Source organism: Spirosoma terrae (assembly GCF_010435915.1).
GTDB classification, from domain to species: Bacteria; Bacteroidota; Bacteroidia; order Cytophagales; family Spirosomataceae; genus Spirosoma; species Spirosoma terrae.
In genome coordinates this window covers 109,383-133,066 of record NZ_JAAFZH010000020.1, presented here as the reverse complement: position 1 = coordinate 133,066, position 23,684 = coordinate 109,383, and the positions used below count along the sequence as shown (strand labels likewise).

Genomic DNA, 23,684 nt, shown 5'->3' with positions numbered 1-23,684 from the left:
ATCCGACTCTTCAAGTCGTGACCGCAAGTCGAGCGTGACTCCGAAATGAACCGAGATTTGTGTCCATTTTTAATCGCATCCAATGTTCTCTTTTATCAGTCGATCCAACCCAGTTAGCCGATTATCATACTGTGAGTAAAATCTCATTATCAAAACCGATAGCCTAAGGTGAGCCCAAAGCGGGGAGTAAACCCTTTCCGACTCATCTGTTCTGGCAGGACTGCCTTCAGAGGGGTACTGCTGGTTGGTAGTTGATAGTGAAGTCCCAGAAACAAATCGACCACTACTCGCGGTGTGCTTGTCTGTACACCAGCCATAGCGCCGGGCATCCAGACGTAAAGCTGTTGGATAGCCCTGACTAACGTACCGCTCGGGTCTCGAATCATAGTACCCTGATTGTCGAATTGATAGTCGTCGAGCGTGAGTCCGGAATAGCGACCATAGACGCCTGCATAAAAGCCCATGGGGGAAAAAGGACGCCGAGGGAAGTAGTGTCGGTATTCTAATGTAACCCGCTTATAGTGAAATAATCTCGATAAGGGGTTGTTGGCGTTGTGATATTCATATGTTTCTGAACCGAAGCCCACCCCACCCACCAGCGATGCACGTTTGGTCAGCATCCGTTCATAAAACACAGATACGTCGCCGACAATAAGACTCAGTGGGTTAATTTTTAGACTATTCTTTCGGTTGACTGCTGAGTCTGTCGTTGACTGGGCGTAGGCCCTACACAGGCTCATGGCACTGAGTAGAACAAATAAGGATAGTTTCATTGCGAAATTTGGGTGTCCGTTATGGCCAGTCACCAACAAACTGACATACACTATTTTTGCTGCCGTTGCCTGTTCTGCCATTGCCAGCCTGCGGGCTTGGTACCGGTTGACAATATTACCAGTTTTGAAGTTCGGCAACATTAACCTTCTTTAATGTCAACTCTTTCCGTTGCGTGTATTAAACCAGCGCTGACTGCGTAATGATGCGCGTTGACCTAGCAGGTATAAGTTTGGAGAAATGCCTATTGCTAGTTGGTCACAGATGAATCCGTCTGGGAATGGGTGGTAGTCTACCCTGCTGGTCGTCTTACCGGGCGGATTAAAAAGAAAGGTAGTAATTCTCTGTTTCGGCTTAGCCCTCTAATGACTAAGCCCGATTACTGTACTTGAAAAAAGCGTTTTGTAGGCTTATTCAGGTGCGATCGATAGTTCTTGTCTCGATGAAGGCGCTGGCTTGAGATGAAGGAATAGTCGTCATAACTATAGGGCATTATAAAGCCGACTGCTTAAGGGTTACAGCTAGATTATTGTACTGCAAAAGACCCTGCCACTTCCCTTTTAAGAGGTACCGTTGACCGGTTGTTGTGTTCTCTAAAAAGCCTTCAAAAGTACAACTGAGTTGATAGGCGTCGATCTGACGAATAATGTCAATTTTTGATTGGGGGGGAATAATGATGGTCGATGTAGCTCCCGTCTTAGATGTATATGGCTTTTGTTGTTGACTAGAACTTAATGGATACGTGTCACTGGATTGGACTAGAGAATTACGATCATGACCATAAGGCGCTTGAGGGATATGTACCTCAAACTTGCTCAAGTCAAGCTCTTTGGGCAATTGACTTGAAGGGTCGAAGGTAAATTGAGAGGTTTTCACCAATTCACTTAGATCTTCGGTTACCTGCTGGGTTGAAGAAGTACTACTCGGGTTTCGTAGAATGGCTCCCTTAAGTGGCACCGTTATAGTGTCAACTCGATCGCCCGAATATAAAAAATACCGAATATTTTTGAGTTGGTAAGTAGCCGGGAGAACAGCATCGGGTTCAGTGGATTGCGGTTTGGAGCAGGAATTTATAAGTATAGCCAGCAATAAAATAAGAGTCGAGCTAAGAATCTGGTGCTTTGTGGTCAGATAAGTGGTCATGTTTATTCGTTGAGTGCAGCGAGTTGGTCTCTATGACAAGTAAAGACTGAAACTATGAGTAAAATACTCGTAGTTCATTCGTCAAAACTAATGCTCTATTCTCGAACGATATAAGCCGCTCTACCACATAAGGACTGAAACCGGAGGTATACTTAGGTTGACCGTCTTTGGCCCTTCTTAACCCGAGCGGTTTCTACCGCTGGTTTCTCAGCTTGTTTCTGTAATCGTTCATCGAACTCATGAGCCACCACGTCCACCACCTTTACTTGACACATCAGCGGGTGCAAAGGATTGATCAGAATATTACGCGAAGGCGTATTCCTGACAATCACCGACGGAATGGCAAAAGCCAAGGCGGGATAGTTAGGAACTAGTTTGGGTAGTAAAAATTGCGGTAGGCTTTCAGGATATTTGAGCGCATCCCAATCTGGAGGCAACTCAGATGGTTGGATATCCTCAATGGCCTCCGGTAGCTCGATGCTTACGCGTACAAACGGCGGCAAATCACGTGCGGGTGTACCATCTAAGTGCACCAGCGTTTCCAGCAAGGCTAGCTCGGGCGTCATTGACGTGTAGACTAAGGGAAATACCCGGTGGATTCCAGCGACCACCGTTCAAACGATCTCCTTCTCCCGTGAGCACTGACTCAATGAACTGCTTCTTTTGGATACGGTAGACTAAAGGCATTGCTTAACTGTAAACGCCATACTCAATGCGGCCTAAGATCTGATCCACTATCTGGGAGCCAGTAGCCATGTCTAGCATTTGTAGGGGGGATTGACCTTCCAAGATCTCTAGGGGCCGACGCAACCAGCGGTTGAACTTACCTTGATCTTCGAAAACGCGCAGGCCATGGGCCGCTAGGGCTTTGAGCAGCAGGAGTCGTTCAGATTCCACCTTATTCAAGGAGCCACTCACTAAGCGACGAGCCATCGTCCGTTCATTCATCGATAGTAGAATGGCTAACTCTCGAATTGTCAGCTCTAACAAAGAAGCCTGTTTTCGCACTTCGGCATGGGTTACCCCTGAGCGCGACTGGGCGATGAGCTCGAAGGGGCCGGTTAGCTCAGGTACAATCCGCACCATGGCATTGGCTGCCATAAAAATCGGTTGTCGAGTGCTGTTATCCTCAGCGCCCGGTCTAGCTTTGCGAGCTTTCTCAGTAGTTGCTTTCATAAATAACAAAATGTCAGTAACATTGCTGACATTTTACATACATATAAATCGTGCCGTCAAAAAAAAGTTTATAGCTCGTCTGGTATGGAGATTCCAGAATCCGCAACTTAATCATTATGCACCATGGTGACCACCGTCGGGCGATCGCCATGGTGCGGCCCCGCTTAATTCCCTTTCTAACAAGAAATTAACCATCAATTCAGCAAGGATAACCGGTAGCTACCGTGGCGCGGTCAAATAGCTGAGAAATTTAGTGATCAAAGCCTCCGAAATCTCCATATTATCGCTTATAGTGATTCTGCTGGAGCAAATAAATTTTTTGAGCTGCTTCTGAAATGTGATAATAGAAGATAGTTTTCCAAACGGACGCAACCGACTGACTATTAATTGCATCTGTTCTAAAAACTATAGTTAAGGCCGTGGCTTATCAATTTTAATGGAATTTATGATTTTCCAGAAGATGCTAAGGGAACAGCAGGAAGTTTTGATTAGGGTGAAATTGAGTATTTAGAGTTATAATAATTGTATTTTAGGCACAAACGGTCCGCCGTGGCGGTCGGAAATTTGCCCTGTTTGTTTGGTTATGCACAAGACTGATTCGCACACTATAAACTACATAAACTGAAAACTGAACTACCCTAACAGGTCCTTCAATGCGTTTGTCAGATCAGCATAGTTGTATTGAAAGGTTGTTTCGTCGGCAATGCGTTTGTTAAGGACGTAATTACCACCCAGAACGGTGATTGCCAGTTCGCCGAACATCATCCTGATAACGAATCCCGGAATATTTGGTAGGATCATGGGCCGATGCAGTACGTTGGCAATGGCTTTGGTCAACGCTTCGTTCGTGACGGGGTTCGGAGCAACGGCATTGTAAACGCCCTGCCACGACTCATCAGTTAGCGCCTGAATATACAATCGACACAAATCATCGATATGAATCCAGGACAAATATTGCTGCCCCGAAGCAATAGGGGCACCTGCACCCAACCGAACAGGTTGCGCCAATTTGGGAAGGGCTCCCCCCTCCATAGTCAGGACAACACCCGTCCGAAGCTTCACTGTTCGAATACCCAGAGCGGCTACCCTATCTTCAGAACGTTCCCAGGCGCGTACTACCTGAGCCAGAAAATCAGAACCACCCTGACTTGTTTCTGTCAGGGGCCTATCGGCCGTATCGCCACCGTAAAAGCCAATAGCTGACGAAGCGATAAATGATTTCACGTTGTGTGGGTTTCTGGCTAATGCCTGCGCCAGCAATTCGGTAGATTGGGTGCGGCTCGAAAGAATTTCATCTTTACGCGCATCCGTCCACCGCTCATCGGCAATGCCAGCACCAGCCAAATGGATAATATGGTCGGCGGTTTGAATGGCTTTCGGGTCAATATGCCCTTTCTTAATGTCCCATTGATACGTTGTTACGTCGGGTATGGGTTTATTCGTCCGGCTAAGGAGTGAGACCTTAAATCCTTGTTGAAGCAGTAATTGAACTAAACGACGACCGATCGTGCCGGTGCCGCCGGTAATTAAAATAGTTTGACTCATGGGCGGGTTCATACGTTTATATAACCTATAACCACCCTGGCTCGAATGAGGTTTCGACCGCCCGATAGTTGATTCGGCAATGGTGTGCAAACCAGACTCTTACTCTAAAAATGATTCGTAACAGGCCATTGGGACGTAGTAGTAACCAGGCTGCTTTATACACCAGTGTCGTTCTGAGAGCGTAGAAGTTGGCGCTACCGGTTGCCGAAAAATAACTCAACTTTGTTCTGATTCACCTTCCTTTACTTTTGCATAGTATGTCAGTTCCAGCTACCAGATGGACTGATTTGGATAGTATAGACGATGAAAAGCTGGCTGTTGAGCGGAGTTTTTTGGCTGATATGCCTTAACGTCTGGGCACATACCTATTCCGATGCCGAAGCTCGCTCAACCTGGGCCAGACTTCAGCGGCAACCTCTTTCCGAAAAAATCTTTCGCGAAACCTGTGATCTGATTCAGGATGTGGGGCAAACCAATTTGCCGTTAGCCTACGAGTGGTTGGCCCAATACGTAGCGAAAATTAAAAAAACGGGTAATCGTCGCTGGATTCACATTCTGCTGATCAACTGGGGAAAAGCCAAAGAGTCGCTGAATCATTACGATGAAGCGGAACCGATCTTTACACAGGCTCGCCAGAATGCACAGCCAGTACCACTGTTATATTGTCAGGCACTGACCTATACGGCTCAGCTTTATTTTGACTGGGATAAACCCGATTCATTGGCACGCTATTTGGCCCTGGGTGAGCAGGTCGCCCGGAAAGCAAACGATCGCGAGACGCTGGCTCTCCTACGAGTATTTCGGGGGGCTTCCCGTAGTCGTACCGACCCGATTGAGACCGTTTGTGCTGATTTTAATGATGCAATTCGACTGGCTAGACATCTGCCGAATAAAAATGCGCTGTTCATGGCCCTGCATAACCGGGCCTCGTATTGTTTAATGGATTTGCAGCAACAGGTTGTGGCTTTTGATAGTTTGCTGATGCTGGCTAACGATAGTACACTGGCGCGTAACCCAAGATTTTACGAGCGAACCACCGTTTATTTTCGCAGTCCGCGACCAACCGTATTGTTTAAGCTGGCCCAGCTGAATATGATGCTGACCGACTACGAAAATGCCGGAAAGTTTGCTGACATGGTCTACGATGAACTGGTACGGCCAAATCCGAAAGCGCCGATGGTTCCGTATTTTGATGCAGAAATGGCCATCGTTCGGTTTTATCAGGGCCAGATGAAGCAGGCTCGGGCCTTTACTGATTCGAGCCGACGACTGTTTGGCGTACCGGAAAACAAAATACCCTATTCTGGTTATTTCCTGGCAGCAGGTTTGTTGGCCGAACACGATGGTCAACTGGTAAAATCGGCAGATTATTATAAGCAATCGCTTACTAAAGGCGCTACGGCTGCTTCATTTTCACAGATTCCTCCCGAGCTTTTTTACGTCCGTGTGCTGATCCGTTTGCGGCAATACGAAAAAGCGCAGGCCATACTCAAAACGCTGGTTACGGCGGCAACAACCAACCGTTATTCGGCTGTTGGCTTATACTATTACCAGTCGTTAGCCGATTTGAATAAAGCGCGTGGTAACTATGATGCTTATGGAAATGCGTTAGATACGTACTACGCCATTCGGGATTCGCTCACCAGTTTAAATCAGTATCGGGCTGTTCAGCAGATTCTGGCGGGTGTACGCATTCGGGATAAAGAGCAGCAGATTCTGCGACTACGTAGCGAAAAAGAAGCGCGTGAACAGCAGCTGCAACGCGAACGGTTGTTCTACGGGGTTATTATTGCGCTGGCTTTACTGATGATTGGCCTGTTGATTCTATATCTTCGGAATCGACAGCTTCGCGCCCGGCAACAGGAAGCACTGCACCTGAGCAAGCTGGAGCAACTGGAACAGCAACAACAGATTGAGCTGATGCAGCATGTGATGGAGGCCGAAGAAAAAGAACGTCAGTCCATTGCCGATCAGCTACACAACGAGGTAAATCCGCTTCTGGCGATAGCAACGCTGAATGTATCGTCAGCGCTGGAAAAACTAAATGACTCGGCCACCAATAGCCAGAAATTGCAAAAGGCGCAGCATACGCTCAAATCAGTTAGTCATTCTGTGCGGGGAATTAGCCATCGATTGACACCTCAGGTCATTGAACAACAAGGTTTTCGGGCTGCTATTGACGATTTGGCGGATGGGATCACTATGTCGGGGAAAGTTCGGCTGCAGGCGATTGTGGTTGGGTTCGATCAACCATTTCCTATACCGTTTTTGAGCGATCTGTACCGGATTGTTCAGGAGTTGGTTCATAATGTAATTCGACATGCGCGGGCGACGGAAGCTACCGTGGAGGTCATCGAACATGATAAACATGTAACGATTCTGGTCGATGATAATGGAATAGGGGTCAGCGATCAGATACAGGGAGATGGACAAGGGTTACGGACCATCCGGGCGAAAGTAGCACTACGTAACGGGCAGATGGACGTACACCGAAAACCCGAAGGCGGTACGTTGGTGGTTATTGATAATCTTGAGTTTCCGGCTGAAGGGGCTTCGTTGGCGAGTCGGCTCGGCAAGGCAGATCGATCAATTAGTTAGTAGTAACTATTTCGGGTAAGGAGTGGAGCGATGAACTTTGTTAAACACGTAGTGATGTAGTGTTTAACCAATGTCTACGCTCATGAAAACCAGCACCTTCTTCCTCGCAGTAAGTATTGGCCTTTTGTTTGGCTGCAGTAAATCGTCGCCCGATCCCAAACCGGATTACTACGTATCGGCAACTATAGATGGTAAAGCCTGGATGTCTAATGTTACTAATAGCCAGAATACGCTGGCAGCTGCTACGTTGAGTCAGGATCTGGTAGTCATTGCGGCAGGGCAGGAGGCCAACAATACCAATACGGTGATTGCCATTGCTTTTCCGAAAAGCATTCAGCTCAATAAGCCGATCGCTATTAATTCGACGCAATATAGTACAGTGGCTTATATGCTTTCGTCGAATGAGGGCTATGCCATTGATGCATCAAAGGGTGTTACGGGCACCTTGACTGTGACCCGACTTGATGAAACGGCTGGCATTGTAGAAGGTAACTTTTCGGGAGAGGCCCTTCATAATCAGAATGGGAGCCGTATTTCGATTGCAAATGGTCAGTTTCGGTCGATTATCTACAAAACCAACGTAACGCCCCCCTCGCCGGGTAAACGTTGATCGATAGGTTATGACACTATTACTCGCTGATGATCACCCACTTTTGCTCGACGGACTACGTAACGTATTGTCCGATCTGCCCAATGTAGAGCTAATGCCTCCCGTGCATAATGGGCGGCAATTGCTGGATGTTCTGTATCGCTCAGCTGTTGATCTACTTTTGCTGGATCTGAATATGCCAAAAATCGACGGCATGACGGCGCTCAAACAAATTCGTCGGGATTTTCCGGCGATTAAAATCATCATATTTACCAGTTACGATCAGCCCCAGCGCGTTCGGGAAGCGAAGGCACTGGGGGCAATGGGCTATCTGCTTAAAACGACTGATGCACCAACGCTTAAAATGGCTGTGCAACAGGTAGGAGAAGGGAAACTTTGGTTTCCGATGCTGCAAACCAAAGTACTGGAGCCGCCCGGCGATGCCTTTATGCAGAAGTATCAGCTCACCAAACGAGAAATTGAGATCATTCAGCAGATTGTGGGCGGCTTAACTACCCGGCAAATTGCCGATACGTTCTCGTTGAGTGAATTTACGATCAATGCCCATCGCCGGAATATTGCCCGAAAACTCGGGATCGACACACCCGTAGGCTTAGTGAATTTTGCCCGCGAGCAGGGGTTAGTTTAATGCAAAATCGTTAAAACTAACTATAGCACAGCGGATTAACGTAGCGGAACTTTGGGCGACAAACCATTGATTCTCATACGTTAAACGCTATGAATACTAAAACCTCTTTTAGTTTCCTTATTTGTTTTTTAGCCTTGTCGTCCATTGGCAGGGCTCAGCTGTTGAACCGAACCGTTGTAAAATTCAACGTATCGGGGGCCTTTTTCAAGAGTTATACCGCTCAATACGAGCGAGTACTCACACCACACAGTACCATTACGTTGTCGGCCAGTTATTCGCCCAATGCTCCGCTGCCATTTAGGGATGCGCTCCTGAATCAATATGGTGATAATCAGGATGCCCGTCGGGCGATTGAAACCACCTTATTTACCAAACGAATTGCTACGGTAGAGTACCGATTTTATCCGGCCGGACAGGCCCCGCGTGGCTGGTACGTAGCGCCGTTCGTTCGTTATGCCAGCATGGATATCAGCAACGACTACACCTATACCACGCAGGATGGCGTTTTACATCAGGCTCACCTGAATGCCAGTTTCAATGCGGGCGGAGCGGGGCTTTTGCTGGGCTATCAATTCCTGATTGGCAAACACCTTGGCCTTGATTTGTGGCTATTAGGGCCTTTTTACGGCACCAATGTCAATGCTGTTTTTACCGGCGAAGATCCCCAATGGACCAGTCTGAAACCGGCTGATATAACAAAGCTGAAACAGGATATCGATAATACCGATGTACCCTTGTATTCCGTTGAATCGACATTGAACTTACCAACAATTACGGCTAAACTGACAGGTCCGTACTTTGGCGTTCGGGCGTTTGGATTAGCACTGGCCTATAGCTTCTAAACAACCCATTCGTTGGGCAATCCCAACTGCCGGGCGTAGTGAGCGGGTGCCGTATAATGAATCCAACCCAACATTTTATTGATTTCATCGGCAAACTCGATGTGGTAGTCCGCATCGAGTTTGCTGACTTTTTTTAGTACCTGTTCGGCGCGTTTCGCGATATACTCGGCGGCTTTGTCGGTACGTGAATTGTATTTCTGAAGCAGGTGCGCGTTATGATCGTAGAACGTATTGAGCATGTAGAGCATCAGCTCCACCTCGCCATATTTGTCTTTGGTTACTTTCAGATGGCGGCTGATGTAACCGCTCACCGTGCGCATATCCATCATGACCCAGCCCGCTGAATCCTGATGTAAGTTAGCGGTTCGGTCAATAAATTGCCGGATCAGATCGCGCCGTTCTTCGAGAGTATCACTGTGTTCAACGAGTTCAAATTGAAGCCGTTCGGTCAGAATGGTATCTTTCGCAATCAGACGTAGCAGGAGTTTATCTTTCTCCACGCCCGGCATTCGTATAATTGCTTTCTTTAAATCAGGGTCAAGAGCAGGCATCTAATGAATGATGAATTATAAATGATGAGTGATAAGGTAAAACGGCGTCACTATAGGGCGATGTGATGGCTAAGTTAATTCATCATTTATAATTCATCATCAACTTAAACGCCAACCATGTCGCCTTCGTCGGCTCGGATTTTATCTTCGATATAAGCAATAATTTCTCCGGCTATATCCAGCTTCGTAGCAGCTTCGATGCCTTCGAGACCCGGCGACGAATTAACTTCGAGCACCAGCGGGCCTCGGTCGGAGGGAAGCATATCTACGCCCGCCACTTTTAACCCGAGTGCTCTGGCGGCTTCGATGGCTGTTTGTTCTTCTTCGGGAGTTAACTGAATCGAAACAGCGTTGCCCCCCCGGTGAATATTCGACCGGAACTCACCTTCTACGCCTTGCCGTCGCATGGCTCCTACCACCCGGCCACCGATAACGAGCGCCCGCAAATCCGAGCCTTTGGCTTCGGCCACAAATTCCTGTACCAGAACATGTTTCTTTAGCCCATAGAAAGCTTCGATGGTCGATTTGGCTGCTTTGGCCGTTTCGGCCAGAACAACGCCAATTCCTTGCGTGCCTTCCAGAAGTTTGATAACAACAGGCGGACCGCCCACCAATTCGATGAGCTGCGTTACGTTCCCATTTTTTGGATGGTTGGCAAACACTGTTTTAGGAAGCCCAACCCCGGCTTTTGAAAGAACCTGAAGGCTACGTAGTTTATTTCGGGATCGGGTAATGGCCTGCGATTTGGCCGTTGTAAAGACTTTCATCATCTCAAATTGCCGGACAATGGCGCAGCCGTAGTCCGTGACAGAAGCGCCGATGCGGGGCACGATGGCATCGAAGGATTCCAGTTCCTGACCTTCGTACAGAATAGACGGTTTACCCCCTTCAATCATGACCTGACAATTCAGGTGGTTGACCACAACCCCTTCGTGGCCACGCTGGTTGGCGGCCTCAACAAGCCGTTGGGTCGAATATAGATTCGGATTAGCCGATAAAATGGCAATACGCATTGAAGTAGCTGGTTTGGGTAGTCGCTATAGCTAAGGGTCTGTTGCTATTGAAATAGCAAGCTTCTATGAGTGGCTGTCGACCTCCTCAGTCTCCTGCTGACGACTATTGATTTTTGCTTGATGAGAAAGGTTTTTTTGCGAAACGTCTACGACGAAACGATTACGAAGAAGTTTGCGACCTAAGAGAACCGGATTTTTTAATTGTTCGCGATCGGCTAGTGTAAATTCCGTTCGGATTTTCCGTCCGAACAAGACAATGCGGGTTTTGATAACGTACCGTTTTTCGGCTACGCCAAATGAGTTACGAATCATTCGCTGGCTGAACTCGTCGCTATAGAACCGGCGGGCCGGCTCATTGGTTTTGCCAATCAGCCAGAAGCGTAATCTTTTTTTAGAACCACTTCTCACCAGCCGAACGTCCTTACAATGGAGAGATGATGTGTAGGCTCCCGTATCTATTTTGGCCTGTACGTCAAAAAGTATCAGATCCGGAAAATCGACAAGGTCAGTCATGCCAATAATCTCCTTGGGCCTGGGCGTCCGGGGGGCTTTTGAGCGGGGGTTCATGGTGCGTGAATAATGCTTACGGCAGCTTAAATCCGGTTGAATTAGCTGCTTGTCGTAAGCCGCAAGGCTACGTCCGTATTAATCGACTAAAGGTGAGTGACATGTCCAGCATGACCATTTTAGCGCGGGCATTTCGTTCGAGATGATAGGCCGCTTCGTTTAAGTCGTTTACGATTTGCTCGATATGATTTGTAGTCAGAACTTTGGAGAAATTTTTAACGAACGCCATTTCTTCGTCGGGCAGACGAAGCAGCGAACCCGCTCCTTGCTGCCACAAAAATAAATCGCGATACAGACGGATGCTATACTCCAGCAAACCTTTTTGTTTTTCTTTACTGAAACTGTCGAACTGGTCGGCTTGTTTAACCAACGTAATGATATCCTGCCGATAACAGGTCCGCATCCAGTCGGCAAACCAGGTGTGCTGGTCTGCATCTGAACCTTGCTCAGATTCCCGTCGGCATAGGTGCAGGGCTACCGAAAGATCACCATCGGCCAGGTAAGCAATCCGGCGCGCCGTGGTCTCGTCCAGATTCATATACTGACGCAGATACGTAGCCACTTCCTCGTCGGTAAAAGCGCGCACAGCAACCCGCTGGGTCCTCGATAAAATGGTAATCAGTAGTTTGTCGGACTGGTTTGTAACCAGCAAAAACAGCGTTTGGGCGGGGGGCTCTTCCAGTACTTTCAGCAGCGCATTGGCCGACGTTACGTTCATCAGTTCCGGTAGCCAGATCAGCATGATTTTATAGGCGCCTTCGTATGATTTCAGCGAAAGCTTCTGTAAGATATTCCGCGCTTCTTCGGCCGAAATGTTGCCCTGTTTGTTATCGGCCCCAACGTTTTCCAGCCATTCTGGTAAGGTTCGGTAGGGTTGTTCGAGCAGAAATTTACGCCAGTCGGTGAGGTAGGCTTCGGAGGTTTTGCCTTTTGCCAGGTTCGCCACCGGAAAAACCATATGAAGGTCGGGGTGAACAAGTTTCTGCATTTTTATGCACGACGCACACCGACCGCAGGCATCCTGATCGCCTTTGTCTTCACAGTTAACGTATTGAGCCAGCGCTAGGGCCAGCGCCAGATTCGCACTTCCGGTTGGGCCATCGAACAGCAGAGCGTGAGCAAGGTGGTTGGTTTGAACCGCCCTGAGCAGCATTTGCTTCGTTTCTGCCTGACCGATGATTTCGTTGAATAACATAATTCGTTGAGCGGCCTATAACGGGTTACCGTCCATACGCTCGACTCGTTTTTATAGATCGTTCAATAAGCTGAACGGATTGTTGGTTGGCGAGGTTGTTCGCTCTGTGTTGAAAATTTCCTTTAAAATGGTTTCTTCCTGCTCGTTAAAATCGGTGCCACGTCTTTTGAACGCTTCACTGGCTACGTAGAGGGCCTTGTCGAGCCGGTACGTAGTAAAGCCATCGATGGCACCACCCCAGGAAAAGGACGGAATAAGTTTAGGCTGAAAGCCACTACCAAACACGTTCACACTAACGCCAACTACCGTTCCGGTATTAAACATGGTGCTGATGCCCGCTTTGGTAAAATCACCCATCATCAAACCACAGAAAATACGGCCGGTGTCTTCGAGCCGACCGTGGGGATACGAGTAAAGCTTAACGTTACTGTAATCGTTCTTTAAGTTCGAATTATTCACGTTGGCACCCAGGTTACACCATTCGCCAATCACTGAATTACCCAGAAATCCATCGTGCCCTTTGTTGCTGTATCCCAAAAAAACGGAATTGCTAATTTCGCCACCAACTTTGCAAAATGGACCAATGGTGGTATTGCTACGCATCTTGCCACCCCAGTTTACGGTTGAGCTTTCGCCCAGCGAAAAGGGACCAATCACCACGGAGCCCTCACTAATCGTTGCGTTACGTCCTACATAAATAGGACCGTCTTCAGCGTTCAGGATCGAAGCCCGAATCGTGGCTCCTTCTTCAATAAAAATATTCTCAGGAGCGTAGCAACGTGTGAACGGATCAGTGATGGGGGCAGATTGGCGCCCGGCGGTCAGCTGGGCAAAATCAGCCCGAATCTGATCGCCATTATGCACAAAAATATCCCACAGATTACAGATGATTGTCAGCGGTTCAGCGAACGTAGCGAAATCATACGGGTCGTTAATCGTTGGGGGAGAGGACAGGGGCTTATCTGTTTTTACGGCCAGAACGGACCCCTCAGACGTAATAAGACCTGCTCCAGAACGTAACGCCGAGATCGACTGCTGGAGGGCATCTGTTGGGCATACGGCCCCGTTAATATAGAGGTTGTCGGAGTCGGTCTGTTGCGGGAACTTAGTTTGCAAATACGACTCCGTCAGAAACGATGCGGTAAGATTTAACGTAGCGCTCCATTTTTCGGCAATCGTTTGAATGCCAACCCGAATACACGCCACCGGGCGTGTAAACGTAAAGGGCAATAAGGCCGGTCGGATTGCCGGGTCGTCGAATAAAACTAGAGTAGCCATGCGCGTAAGGCGATTTCAGGCGTAAATATTCAACCTTAATTTGAAAAAAGAGAACGTATCAATAGTTGCTTGTCGCATTTGAAAAAACCTTAATATAGAAACCCGCGTAACGCCGATTCGAGGAAACAGTATTTTTGCCACTACTTCAACTCTATGGCTGCCCTATCTCTGGACGATATTATCCAACGAATCGCTGATCTACAGGACGACAAAGGGTTGTTTCCGTCGTTTCGTAGCAATTCGACTTTGCTATACCGACGTCCTGATACCAATGTTTTCTTTACTGCCATTACTGTTTTTACCTTGCAGTTGTTGCACGATAAACTAACTGCCAACAGCCAGAATCTGGTTAGTCTGATTGCTGGGCGCGCCCAAAAAGCCTATCCATTATTTCAGAATAAAGACGGCCTGAATACCTATAATTTCTGGCCAACCCGCCCATCGCAGCATTTTTCTAACGGCTATATTTTTCGGCATTTCGAGCATTTTCGTATTCCCGACGATATCGACGATACGGCAATGGTTTATCTGACAACCCACCCGTCGGCGGCTGATTGTGACTGGCTGAAAACAAAACTAAGCCTGCATGCCAACGGAAATCAGCGGCACCAGATTCGGAATACGTATCCTGAGTATCGGGCGCTACGGGCATATTCGACCTGGTTTGGTAAAAACATGGGTGTCGATTTTGATGCCTGTGCGCTGAGTAACATACTGTATTGTATTTATCACTATGACTTGCCCCGTAATCAGCATGACATTGATTCGCTGACGTATCTGCGATCAGTCGTTGAAACGGGGCAATACGTAGCAGAACCATTCCGGTGCGCTCCTCATTACGCTCGCCCATCGTTAATTATTTACCATCTGGCCCGCCTGATCACGGCATTCGATATTCCAGAACTAAACTCAATTCGGGAACGGCTGATTCGGGATGCCTATCAGCTACTCGCGGACTCTGCCAATCGTCTCGAAAAAATTGTACTGGCCACTTCGTTGCTACGTCTGGGGGAAAATCCGCCCGCTATATCGATCGATACGATTGACGCTGACTTCAGGACGTTTCATTTTTTTATTGCGGGTTTGCTAACGGCCTACGAACAACCCTGGTTACGTCGGCACGCCGATCGGCCGATTACCCAGATGCGCTGGCAATGTGAAGCACACAACTGGGCGCTAGTGGCTGAGTACGTAGGGTATATGACGTAGGATATATGACGTATGGTATATTTACCTTCATCTCCATACATCATATATCCTACATCATACTTTTTTTACAAGCTCATGCCGCCGTCGACAAAGATGGTTTGGCCGGTAACGTAGCGTCCGGCTTCAGAACAGAGCAAAACGGTCATGGCAGCAATATCTTCGGGCTGACCATCGTAACCAACTGGTACGGTCATGCGTTGGCTGATATGGTCGGGAACGGGAGGGGTTGGTTCGTCGGTACGTGGCGTGTCGATGACGCCGGGAGACAGGTTGTTGATTGTTACGCCTTCTTTGGCAACTTGCAAGGCCAGGTTTTGGACCATATTGGCTACAGCGGCTTTGGTACCCGCGTAAACAGTCATAGCTGGATGCGGTTTTTCCTCCTGCACGCTACCCAACGTAACAACGCGGCCCCAGCCTTGTTTGATCATGGCCGGAATGAAGCGCTGCATAATGAATAACGTGGATTTCCAGTTTGCCATTACCTGCTTGTCAAACTCCTCGGGTGTTGTGTCGAGCCATAGATTTGGTTCCTGCACCGATGCGTTGAGAACCAGAATGTCGATTTGTTTGAATTGGTCGATAGCCTGCTCGAACAGACTTTCGGGGGCATTGGCATCCGCCAGATCAGCACTGATTACCGCGCTCTTAACACCAAACTGTTTGACTTGATCCGCGACAATCTGTGCTTCGTCGGCATCGCTCCGATAGTGGACCAGTACGTTGGCACCAAATTCGGCCAGGGCCAGCGCAATGCCTTTGCCAATTCCCTGACTCGATCCGGTTACTAGTGCGTTTTTCCCTGATAAGTTGAGTAAGTCTTTAATCATAACTGTTCACAATGAATAAGATGTTGAACAGTTAGGTTAACTCAAAAAAGCGGGTAAATGCTCAAAAAAAGCTTGTAAAATGAATTATATGGAAGATGCGGTCGGACGTTTTAGAACGTTCAGGACGTAATATGTGCAGGAGTGTCCGGCGGATCAATACGTCTTGGTCATATCGGACGGAATGGCAATTAAGAAATCGGCCAGATTCTGATTTTCAGTAGCCGGTTTCTCCGGTTCTGGCATTTCGACAGACGAGATCGTCATGATTTTTAGTGGTCGGGCTGAGCCAGTCGCTTGTTTGAGGTACCAACTGATACCCTCAAAATTTTTCGAATGATAATCGCCATTGAAGTGGAGGAGGGTTTGGCCGGGCTTCAGATTCTGTAGAATGAAATAAGCCATTGTAGCATCTTTAATAGCCTGGGCGCGGGCGAAGTTGGCCGCTACGTCGGTGTTAGCGTTTGGTGCACTTTTCTGATCGGACGTAGCGCCGTGATTCCCGCCGTTACCCATCATGTCGAGCATGGCTTTATAGCCGGGTAACGCAAGGTCAACAGTCAACGGTAGCGGGGCCATCTGGCGTTTGGCTTCTGCGGAAAGCGTATCCAGAGCTGCCAATCCTTTTCGGGCAACCAGGGTTGCATATTTACGCGGTACGTTGGTGGCTACAAACGGAATTTTCTGCTCGCGGGCAAAGTCGGCAATCGGTTTATAGTCCGTATCGAAATTGGGCCATAACCTGGCCTGGGTAGCTAATTCCTTATTGGTAGTTTTGCCCTGCACATAGTCGGTGAGCGCCGTTTGATTGTCAGCTTCAAACATTTCTCCTCCCAAAACCAAGGTTCCTTTTTTAGCTGACTGGAGGTCTTTTGCCAATTGTAGTTCGAGCCAGTGACAGATTGGATTGTTGTGCAATTCGCCAAAAAGCACTACGTCGGCCTGGGCTGCTTCGTGAAGCAATTTGGCATACGTGGTTGTTTTTAGCTTTGCATTGTATAGTCGGTAGGCAGGTTTGTCGGGACGAAAAGAAAAGGCCAGCAACGAGAGAAGAACAAGGGCGACGCGCATGAGTAAAGCGTAAGACGTTGGACAGTAAATTTCAGAAAAACCAGCTATATTCAACGGCTAATATACAGCAGGCCCAGGATTTTAAGCCAAATGATTGTTTGGCAACTAATTGGGCCCACACGTAGTTACCGTCTGTACGTGATATTCCTCTTGCCATGACCTTATTAGAAACGCTGCGCCAATTTTCGCTACTGGAATCTGTTCCTGATGAACAGCTACAATGGCTTATCGATAACACCGAAGAAAAATTCTATCCACAGGAATTTACGATTTATAACCAGGGCGACGCCGTTAATCACCTGCTTGTATTGATCGAAGGCCGGATTCGGGTCGACAGTGTTGTCAAAGAAAGTGATGCATTAATCTACGATCCATGTTCGGTGGTGGGTGTATTGCCTTATTCCCGGATGAAAGACACCCCGGCCCGTATTGTCTCCGAAAAACCGTCGCGCGTGCTGCTACTCGATCGGGAGCATCTGCGGGAGTTGTCGAAAAATCATTATGAGCTGACCGCTGTGTTCGTACAGCGAATGATTACGCGGATTAAGGATTTTACGGTGCTCAGTCAGCAAACCGAAAAAATGGCGTCTCTGGGCCGTTTGTCGGCTGGTTTAGCCCATGAACTAAACAATCCGGTGGCTGCGGTGCTACGTTCCGGCGATACGTTAAAAGCGCATTTGCGGGCAACCCCCGAAGCCTTTAAAACAATCATGAATCTGCACCTGACCAACGAGCAGGTCGATACGGTAGGCGAGGTTTTCTTTCGGAAAATGGATCAGCCCAAACCAACACTGTCGCTACTGGAACGTAGTAGTCTGGAAGATGACGTAACGGATTGGCTCGATGATCATGGCATTGACGACAGCATGGACCTGGCCGGGCCACTGGTCGAATTTGGTATAACGGTCGATGATCTCGATTGGCTACTGGAAAAAATTGACGATGATAATCTGCCGGGCGTAACGGCCTGGATTGTCAATAATATGATTACCGAAAAGCTGGTTCGGGAAATCAGCGAGGCTTCCAAACGTATTTCGACGCTAATCAGCTCAATCAAAAATTACACTCACATGGACCGGGGGGCGGGTAAGGAAGAGGTACACCTGGCCGAAGGAATCCATAATACGTTAACCTTACTGGAACATAAGGTTAAGCAGAAAAATATTGCCGTTACGGTGGACATTCCCGACAATTTGCCGATTGTTTGTGGCTGGCCAGGTGAGCTTAATCAGGTCTGGACCAATTTATTCGACAATGCCATCGACGCGCTTCCCAATGGTGGTGAGTTGACCATTAAAAGCCAGCCTGATCCACGGCCCGACGGAACGGAGTTCGTATTAACCAAAGTCATAGACAACGGTTCTGGTATTCCGGCCGATATTCGGGATAAAATATTCGAGCCCTTTTTTACGACGAAAGATATTGGAAAAGGTACTGGTCTTGGCCTGGATATCGTTCAGGGAATCATAAAACACCACAACGGCTCCATTCGGGTGAAATCGGAGCCTGGTCATACCGAATTCAGTATTTGTTTACCTGTTAAATAAGTGATAGAGAACCTTCTGATTCGTCTGGTCACTACGTTAACCAACTGCTAACTCAACCTTTTATGCGCCTTCCTATTATTTTTTCCATTGATGATGATCCACAGGTGTTGCAGGCCATTCAATATGACCTACGGAAGCAATACCGCAAAAAGTACCGTATTCTCTCTACCAGTTCGGCCCGTGAAGCGCTCGAATCGCTAACAGAATTGAAGAAAAAAGGCGACGAAGTAGCACTATTTCTGTCTGACCAGCGAATGCCTGATATGACGGGCGTTGAGTTTCTGGCGCAGGCCCGGAAAATATTCCCAAACGCAAAACGGGCGTTGCTGACGGCCTATTCCGACATAGATGCTGCTGTTCGAGCTATTAATGAAGTCCAGCTGGATTATTACATTGCCAAGCCCTGGGACCCGCCCGAAGAAAAACTGTATCCGGTTCTGGATGATTTGCTGGGCGATTGGATGTCGGACTATCGACCTGCCTTTGACGGACTGAAACTGGTGGGGTATCAGTTTTCGCCCCGTTCGCACGATTTAAAAGATTTTCTGGCGGGTAATCTGTTCCCGTATCAATGGCTCGACATTGAAAGCGACCCCAGCGCCCAGCAACTTCTCGATCTGCATGGAATTAGCCGCGAGGATTTGCCGGCAATTATCCTGGAAGATGGATCGATTTTGAAGCAGCCTACGATGGGCGATTTAGGCAGCAAGTTAGGATTGCAGCCCAAAGCGTCGCAGAGTTTGTATGATCTGGCTATTATCGGTGCTGGCCCTGCCGGGCTGGCGGCTGCCGTATATGGCGGCTCAGAAGGTTTACGGACAATTTTGGTCGATAAACGTGCGCCCGGTGGACAGGCTGGGACCAGCTCGCGTATTGAAAATTACCTGGGCTTCCCCAACGGATTAAGCGGTGCCGATTTGACCCGGCGGGCCATTACGCAGGCGCAGCGCTTTGGCGTCGAGTTTCTGGCTCCGCAGGAAGTAGTGGCTATAAAATCGCAGGGGCAATACAAGCACATTGCCATGTCGGATGGCAGCGAAATTATTGCACGTTCCATTCTGCTCAGTACGGGCGTATCGTATCATAAGCTCGAAAACGAAAGTCTGGATAAGTTTACGGGGGCGGGCGTTTACTACGGTGCTGCCACAACCGAAGCCTATGCGTTTAAAGATAAACCGGTTTACATCGTTGGTGGTGGAAACTCGGCCGGGCAGGGGGCGATGTATCTGTCGCGTACGGCTTCGGAAGTTTTTATCTGTGTTCGTCGGACAGACCTTGTCGAAACCATGTCGCAGTACCTGATTGATCAGATCGACCAAACGCCAAATATCACCGTATTAGGCTGTACGGAAGTGGTGGAAGCGTTGGGTAACGAGCGGATGGAATGTCTGGTGCTGGAGGATATGAACACAAAGGAACGCCGGACGGTAAGCGCGGCCGGGTTGTTCATCTTTATCGGTACAAAGCCCTTCACTGACTGGATCGCCATGGATATTATCAAAGACGCCAGAGGTTTCATTGCTACCGGCCGAGATCTGTCCCGGTACGCTGATTTCAAAAACGTGTGGAAACACGATCGGGAGCCTTATCTGCTGGAAACATGCAGCCCTGGTATTTTTGCCGCCGGCGATGTACGGGCGGGGGCGATGAATCGGGTTGCTTCAGCCGTGGGCGAAGGGGCGATGGCTGTCAGTTTTGTTCACAAATACCTGGCCGAAAACTAATTAAACGATACTATGCAAGATCAAGCGATTTGCGACCATCTCAACGCGCTGACGGAAATTCTGGCGGCAGAAGAACGAGTTTGTGAAGAGTGTGTTAAAACGGGTAGTTCGTGGGTGCATTTGCGCACGTGTCAGACCTGCGGTAAAACCCACTGCTGCGATTCGTCGCCCAATAAGCACGCTACCAAACATTTTCACCGGAGCGGCCACCCGGTTGTATCATCAGCCGAGCCGGGCGAGCGGTGGGTCTGGTGCTACGTTGATGAACAAATCGTAGGCTACTAAACAAGCACAGCAATAATCGGTTTATAGTCTGGTGTCCTATCGGAACTATAAACCGATTATTACCCAACCTGATGATTGCTGAACATACCATTACCGATCAATACCTGCGCGTAAGACAACATTCGGAGACGATCTGTCGAGGACTGGAAACCGAAGATTACGTAGTGCAGCCGATTGTTGATGTTAGTCCGCCCAAATGGCACCTAGGACATACCACCTGGTTTTGGGAAACATTTATTCTGGTTCCTTATGCCACCAATTACCGGATATTTCACGAGGATTTCAGTTACGTCTTCAACAGCTACTACGAAACCGTAGGAAAGCGCGTGCTACGTACCGACCGGGGTAATCTGAGCCGTCCAACAGTGGCAGGCATCTATGCGTACCGGGCCTATGTGGATGAGCACATGACCCGATTCCTGGAAGTAGCGGATTTATCGCCGGAACTACACGCACTCCTCGAACTGGGCTTAAATCACGAGCAGCAGCACCAGGAACTGCTTATTAGCGATATAAAATACATTCTGGGGCATAATCCGTTATTTCCTTCGATTGAGATGCCGATCAACGTAGCGTTTACTACGTTGCAGCCACAGTCTGAAAGCTTTATCACTGTTCCCGAAGGAATCTACCGGATTGGTCACAAGAACGATGGTGCCTTCTGCTTTGATAATGAGCTGTCCAATCACAACGTATACCTGAATGGAACACGGCTGGCTGGTAAGCTGACTACCAATGCCGAGTATCTGGCTTTTATCGAAAACGGTGGTTATCAGACCGTCCGACACTGGCTATCGGATGGGTGGGCCTGGGTGAAAAGCAACCAGATTCAGGCGCCTTTATATTGGCATCAGATTGACGGCGAGTGGTGGAACTACACGTTCGACGGGTTGAAACCGGTCGACTGGAACGAGCCAGTCTGCCATATCTCTCAGTATGAAGCCGATGCCTATGCCCGTTGGAAAGGTCAGCGTTTACCTACCGAATTTGAATGGGAAGCAGCCGCTGATCAGCTGAATTGGGGGGCACGCTGGGAGTGGACAAACTCGGCTTATCTACCCTATCCTGGCTTTGCAACGGCCGAAGGGGCAGTAGGCGAGTATAATGGTAAATTTATGAGCTGCCAACTGGTGTTGCGTGGCGCTTCGATTGCTACGCCAGCCGGACATTCCCGGCCAACGTACCGCAATTTTTTTCAACCTGACAAACGATGGCAATTCACGGGGATACGATTAGCAGCGGATTGACGACATGGAATGATGAACAGGAGGACGTAGCAACTGAGTTACTTGCTACGTTGGCCGAAGAAGTAAAAACAGGATTAGTAAAAACGCCCAAGCGGTTGTCATCCCGTTTTTTTTATGATGCCCAAGGAAGCCGACTGTTTCAGGAAATTATGCGCTCGCCTGATTATTATCTGACTCGGTCTGAATACGAGATTCTGGATACGTATAAGTCAGAACTGCTACGTCACTTTACAGAAAATGATAGCCAAGCATTTGATTTGGTTGAATTGGGCGCCGGTGATGGATTGAAAACAAAAATATTGCTGCGCTATTTTGTGGAGCAACAGGCTCGATTCGCCTATGCACCCGTCGATATTTCAGCCGATGCACTGGACGAATTAGTCGGTGATGTAAATCGGCAGTTTCCTGATCTATCGCTTAAACCGCAGCACGACGACTATTTTCATTCGTTACAGCAACTCGCCAGTGAGTCAGATACCCGGCGTGTTATTCTCTTTTTAGGTTCGAACATAGGAAATTTTACGCCCGACGAAGCGGTCGATTTTTACCAGCAGCTCAGTGATCGGCTCCAGCCCGGCGAACTGGTTCTGACCGGTTTCGATCTACAAAAACACCCGGCTGTTATCCATACGGCCTATAATGATCGGGATGGATTGACGAAAGCCTTCAACCTGAATTTGCTACGTCGGATTAATCGCGAACTGGGGGCCGACTTTGATCTGGCTGCGTTTGATCATTACGAATCCTACAATCCCGAAAATGGCGAAGCGCGTTCGTATCTGGTTAGCCAGAAGTCGCAAACTGTTCAGATTGGGGCGTTGGCTATGACCGTTCCTTTTCAGGCCGGCGAAATCATCCATACCGAAATTTCCCGGAAGTTTACCCGTACTCAGATTGAGCAACTGGCCGAAAAAACCGGATTCGTCGTTACCGGCTGGTTTACGGATAGTAAAGGTTATTTTGCGGATGTAGTCTTTAGGAAGGCATAGAGTCTAAACCATCAACGTAACGATTCCCAAGGTTCTTTGCAGTGGTAGCTCTGGATAAGTATCAACGTATACTAAACAATGGGGCTACATAAAATTCGTTAGGTTGCTGTAGCGTACTGCTGCTATCGATTGAATACAACCGCTGACGACCAATGAATTATTTTTGTTTACTGCTAGGACTCCTGTCTACCCCACTTTTCGCAAGTTCTGCTGATCTGCCACAGAGCCAGCGTTCGCAACTACTTCTTGTCGAAAACAGACGTAGCGTTGATCCTAACAAACAATTAATTCGGCCAGAACGCGCTGCCGGGAAACCGCCAAGACCCTGGAATACGGGGTATTTTGGCCTCTATGGCGGCCTCAATTTTTCCGGCACCAGCCCCACCATTTCGAAGCCTGCCGATAAGCCGGTTGACTGGCAGGCTGGGGCTTATGGGCGTACGGGGGGCGCATTTTTCTGGCAATTGGGCGTGGAGTTCAGACGGTTGACGACGTATTACTCCCTAACGGGTAGTTCGCCCTCTGCTGGTGGGGCAAATGCTGAAATGGATCGACAGAATCTGCTGGTTTTTCCTACGTATCTAGGTTTGCGTTTTGGAACGAGAGTAGGGTTCCACCTGCAGGCAGGAGCCGAAGTGACAACCTTACTCTCGACCGATTATATCCCCAACGCTGTGGGCAGCAATAATCTCCGACGGTCCAACACTTATGCACTTGGGGGAGGAGGTATCCATGCTGGCCCTGTTACACTGGATATTATTTACCATCATGGACTCCAATCAATTTATAGCGATTCTCCCGATGGATCGCTTCAACTGCTTACCCTTAACCTGGGGTTCCGTCTGTAATATTTCTTCTTAGGCAATCG

At 48.4% G+C, this 23,684-nt stretch carries 23 protein-coding genes; 11 read left to right on the top strand and 12 right to left on the bottom strand.

Annotation, left to right across the window (positions count from 1 at the left end; genetic code table 11):
- Nucleotides 1-149: 149 nt before the first annotated feature.
- From GK108_RS28305 to GK108_RS28285, 5 genes are all read right to left on the bottom strand, one after another.
- Nucleotides 150-773 carry a hypothetical protein gene (locus GK108_RS28305; RefSeq protein ID WP_163954956.1) on the bottom strand — a complete coding sequence of 208 codons (624 nt, stop codon included), beginning with the start codon at nt 771-773 and terminating at the stop codon, nt 150-152.
- Nucleotides 774-1,263: 490 nt separating this feature from the next.
- Nucleotides 1,264-1,914: a hypothetical protein gene (locus GK108_RS28300; RefSeq protein ID WP_163954955.1), complete on the bottom strand. Its 651-nt coding sequence runs from the start codon at nt 1,912-1,914 to the stop codon at nt 1,264-1,266.
- Nucleotides 1,915-2,066: 152 nt separating this feature from the next.
- A complete protein-coding gene (locus GK108_RS28295; RefSeq protein WP_246225236.1) occupies nt 2,067-2,480 on the bottom strand; it encodes an RES family NAD+ phosphorylase in 414 nt (137 codons plus the stop codon).
- A gap of 124 nt (nt 2,481-2,604) precedes the next feature.
- On the bottom strand, nt 2,605-3,090 hold the full coding sequence (parS, locus tag GK108_RS28290; RefSeq protein ID WP_163954954.1) for a type II RES/Xre toxin-antitoxin system antitoxin: 486 nt from the start codon (nt 3,088-3,090) through the stop codon (nt 2,605-2,607).
- 633 nt (nt 3,091-3,723) lie between these two features.
- Entirely contained in the window at nt 3,724-4,635 is a 912-nt protein-coding gene (locus GK108_RS28285) for a TIGR01777 family oxidoreductase (protein WP_163954953.1), read from the bottom strand.
- Between the two features lie 303 nt (nt 4,636-4,938).
- Here GK108_RS28285 and GK108_RS28280 point away from each other — a divergent pair, with 303 nt between their 5' ends.
- From GK108_RS28280 to GK108_RS28265, 4 genes are all read left to right on the top strand, one after another.
- Complete coding sequence (locus GK108_RS28280; protein WP_163954952.1) at nt 4,939-7,233, top strand: sensor histidine kinase; 2,295 nt, start codon at nt 4,939-4,941, stop codon at nt 7,231-7,233.
- A gap of 82 nt (nt 7,234-7,315) precedes the next feature.
- Nucleotides 7,316-7,843 carry a hypothetical protein gene (locus tag GK108_RS28275; RefSeq protein WP_163954951.1) on the top strand — a complete coding sequence of 176 codons (528 nt, stop codon included), beginning with the start codon at nt 7,316-7,318 and terminating at the stop codon, nt 7,841-7,843.
- 10 nt (nt 7,844-7,853) lie between these two features.
- On the top strand, nt 7,854-8,471 hold the full coding sequence (locus GK108_RS28270; protein ID WP_163954950.1) for a response regulator: 618 nt from the start codon (nt 7,854-7,856) through the stop codon (nt 8,469-8,471).
- Nucleotides 8,472-8,560: 89 nt separating this feature from the next.
- The gene (locus GK108_RS28265) at nt 8,561-9,313 is read left to right on the top strand and encodes a DUF3575 domain-containing protein (protein WP_163954949.1); all 753 of its coding nucleotides are present in this window, start codon (nt 8,561-8,563) and stop codon (nt 9,311-9,313) included.
- On the opposite strand, the gene GK108_RS28260 is transcribed toward GK108_RS28265, so the two are convergent.
- The 5 genes from GK108_RS28260 to GK108_RS28240 form a co-directional block, all read right to left on the bottom strand.
- Nucleotides 9,310-9,864, bottom strand: coding sequence for a hypothetical protein (locus GK108_RS28260; RefSeq protein ID WP_163954948.1), 555 nt, complete (start codon nt 9,862-9,864; stop codon nt 9,310-9,312). The genes GK108_RS28265 and GK108_RS28260 overlap by 4 nt on opposite strands.
- Before the next feature lie 104 nt (nt 9,865-9,968).
- Nucleotides 9,969-10,877 carry a 30S ribosomal protein S6--L-glutamate ligase gene (rimK, locus tag GK108_RS28255; RefSeq protein ID WP_163954947.1) on the bottom strand — a complete coding sequence of 303 codons (909 nt, stop codon included), beginning with the start codon at nt 10,875-10,877 and terminating at the stop codon, nt 9,969-9,971.
- A 63-nt stretch (nt 10,878-10,940) separates the two neighbouring features.
- Nucleotides 10,941-11,444 carry an ATP-dependent zinc protease family protein gene (locus tag GK108_RS28250; RefSeq protein ID WP_246225234.1) on the bottom strand — a complete coding sequence of 168 codons (504 nt, stop codon included), beginning with the start codon at nt 11,442-11,444 and terminating at the stop codon, nt 10,941-10,943.
- 67 nt (nt 11,445-11,511) lie between these two features.
- The gene (locus GK108_RS28245) at nt 11,512-12,639 is read right to left on the bottom strand and encodes a DNA polymerase III subunit (RefSeq protein ID WP_163954946.1); all 1,128 of its coding nucleotides are present in this window, start codon (nt 12,637-12,639) and stop codon (nt 11,512-11,514) included.
- 51 nt (nt 12,640-12,690) lie between these two features.
- Nucleotides 12,691-13,917 carry a putative sugar nucleotidyl transferase gene (locus GK108_RS28240; RefSeq protein WP_163954945.1) on the bottom strand — a complete coding sequence of 409 codons (1,227 nt, stop codon included), beginning with the start codon at nt 13,915-13,917 and terminating at the stop codon, nt 12,691-12,693.
- Nucleotides 13,918-14,070: 153 nt separating this feature from the next.
- On the opposite strand from GK108_RS28240, the gene GK108_RS28235 reads away from it, so the two are divergent.
- Nucleotides 14,071-15,126 (top strand): hypothetical protein, encoded by a 1,056-nt coding sequence (locus tag GK108_RS28235; protein ID WP_163954944.1) that lies wholly within the window; start codon nt 14,071-14,073, stop codon nt 15,124-15,126.
- A 65-nt stretch (nt 15,127-15,191) separates the two neighbouring features.
- Here GK108_RS28235 and GK108_RS28230 read toward each other — a convergent pair whose 3' ends face one another.
- Together GK108_RS28230 and GK108_RS28225 are read right to left on the bottom strand one after the other, a co-directional pair.
- Nucleotides 15,192-15,956, bottom strand: coding sequence for an SDR family NAD(P)-dependent oxidoreductase (locus GK108_RS28230; protein ID WP_163954943.1), 765 nt, complete (start codon nt 15,954-15,956; stop codon nt 15,192-15,194).
- Between the two features lie 153 nt (nt 15,957-16,109).
- Nucleotides 16,110-17,024 (bottom strand): ChaN family lipoprotein, encoded by a 915-nt coding sequence (locus tag GK108_RS28225; protein ID WP_163954942.1) that lies wholly within the window; start codon nt 17,022-17,024, stop codon nt 16,110-16,112.
- Nucleotides 17,025-17,179: 155 nt separating this feature from the next.
- Here GK108_RS28225 and GK108_RS28220 point away from each other — a divergent pair, with 155 nt between their 5' ends.
- The 6 genes from GK108_RS28220 (at nt 17,180) to GK108_RS28195 (ending at nt 23,664) form a co-directional block, all read left to right on the top strand.
- The gene (locus GK108_RS28220) at nt 17,180-18,571 is read left to right on the top strand and encodes an ATP-binding protein (RefSeq protein WP_163954941.1); all 1,392 of its coding nucleotides are present in this window, start codon (nt 17,180-17,182) and stop codon (nt 18,569-18,571) included.
- 62 nt (nt 18,572-18,633) lie between these two features.
- Nucleotides 18,634-20,295: an FAD-dependent oxidoreductase gene (locus GK108_RS28215; RefSeq protein ID WP_163954940.1), complete on the top strand. Its 1,662-nt coding sequence runs from the start codon at nt 18,634-18,636 to the stop codon at nt 20,293-20,295.
- Nucleotides 20,296-20,307: 12 nt separating this feature from the next.
- Nucleotides 20,308-20,580: a UBP-type zinc finger domain-containing protein gene (locus GK108_RS28210; RefSeq protein ID WP_163954939.1), complete on the top strand. Its 273-nt coding sequence runs from the start codon at nt 20,308-20,310 to the stop codon at nt 20,578-20,580.
- A 71-nt stretch (nt 20,581-20,651) separates the two neighbouring features.
- Entirely contained in the window at nt 20,652-21,827 is a 1,176-nt protein-coding gene (gene egtB, locus GK108_RS28205) for an ergothioneine biosynthesis protein EgtB (protein ID WP_163954938.1), read from the top strand.
- Entirely contained in the window at nt 21,791-22,816 is a 1,026-nt protein-coding gene (gene egtD, locus GK108_RS28200) for an L-histidine N(alpha)-methyltransferase (protein ID WP_163954937.1), read from the top strand. Before egtB ends, egtD begins: the two co-directional genes overlap by 37 nt.
- 152 nt (nt 22,817-22,968) lie before the next feature.
- Nucleotides 22,969-23,664: an outer membrane beta-barrel protein gene (locus tag GK108_RS28195; RefSeq protein WP_163954936.1), complete on the top strand. Its 696-nt coding sequence runs from the start codon at nt 22,969-22,971 to the stop codon at nt 23,662-23,664.
- The last annotated feature ends 20 nt before the right edge of the window (nt 23,665-23,684 follow it).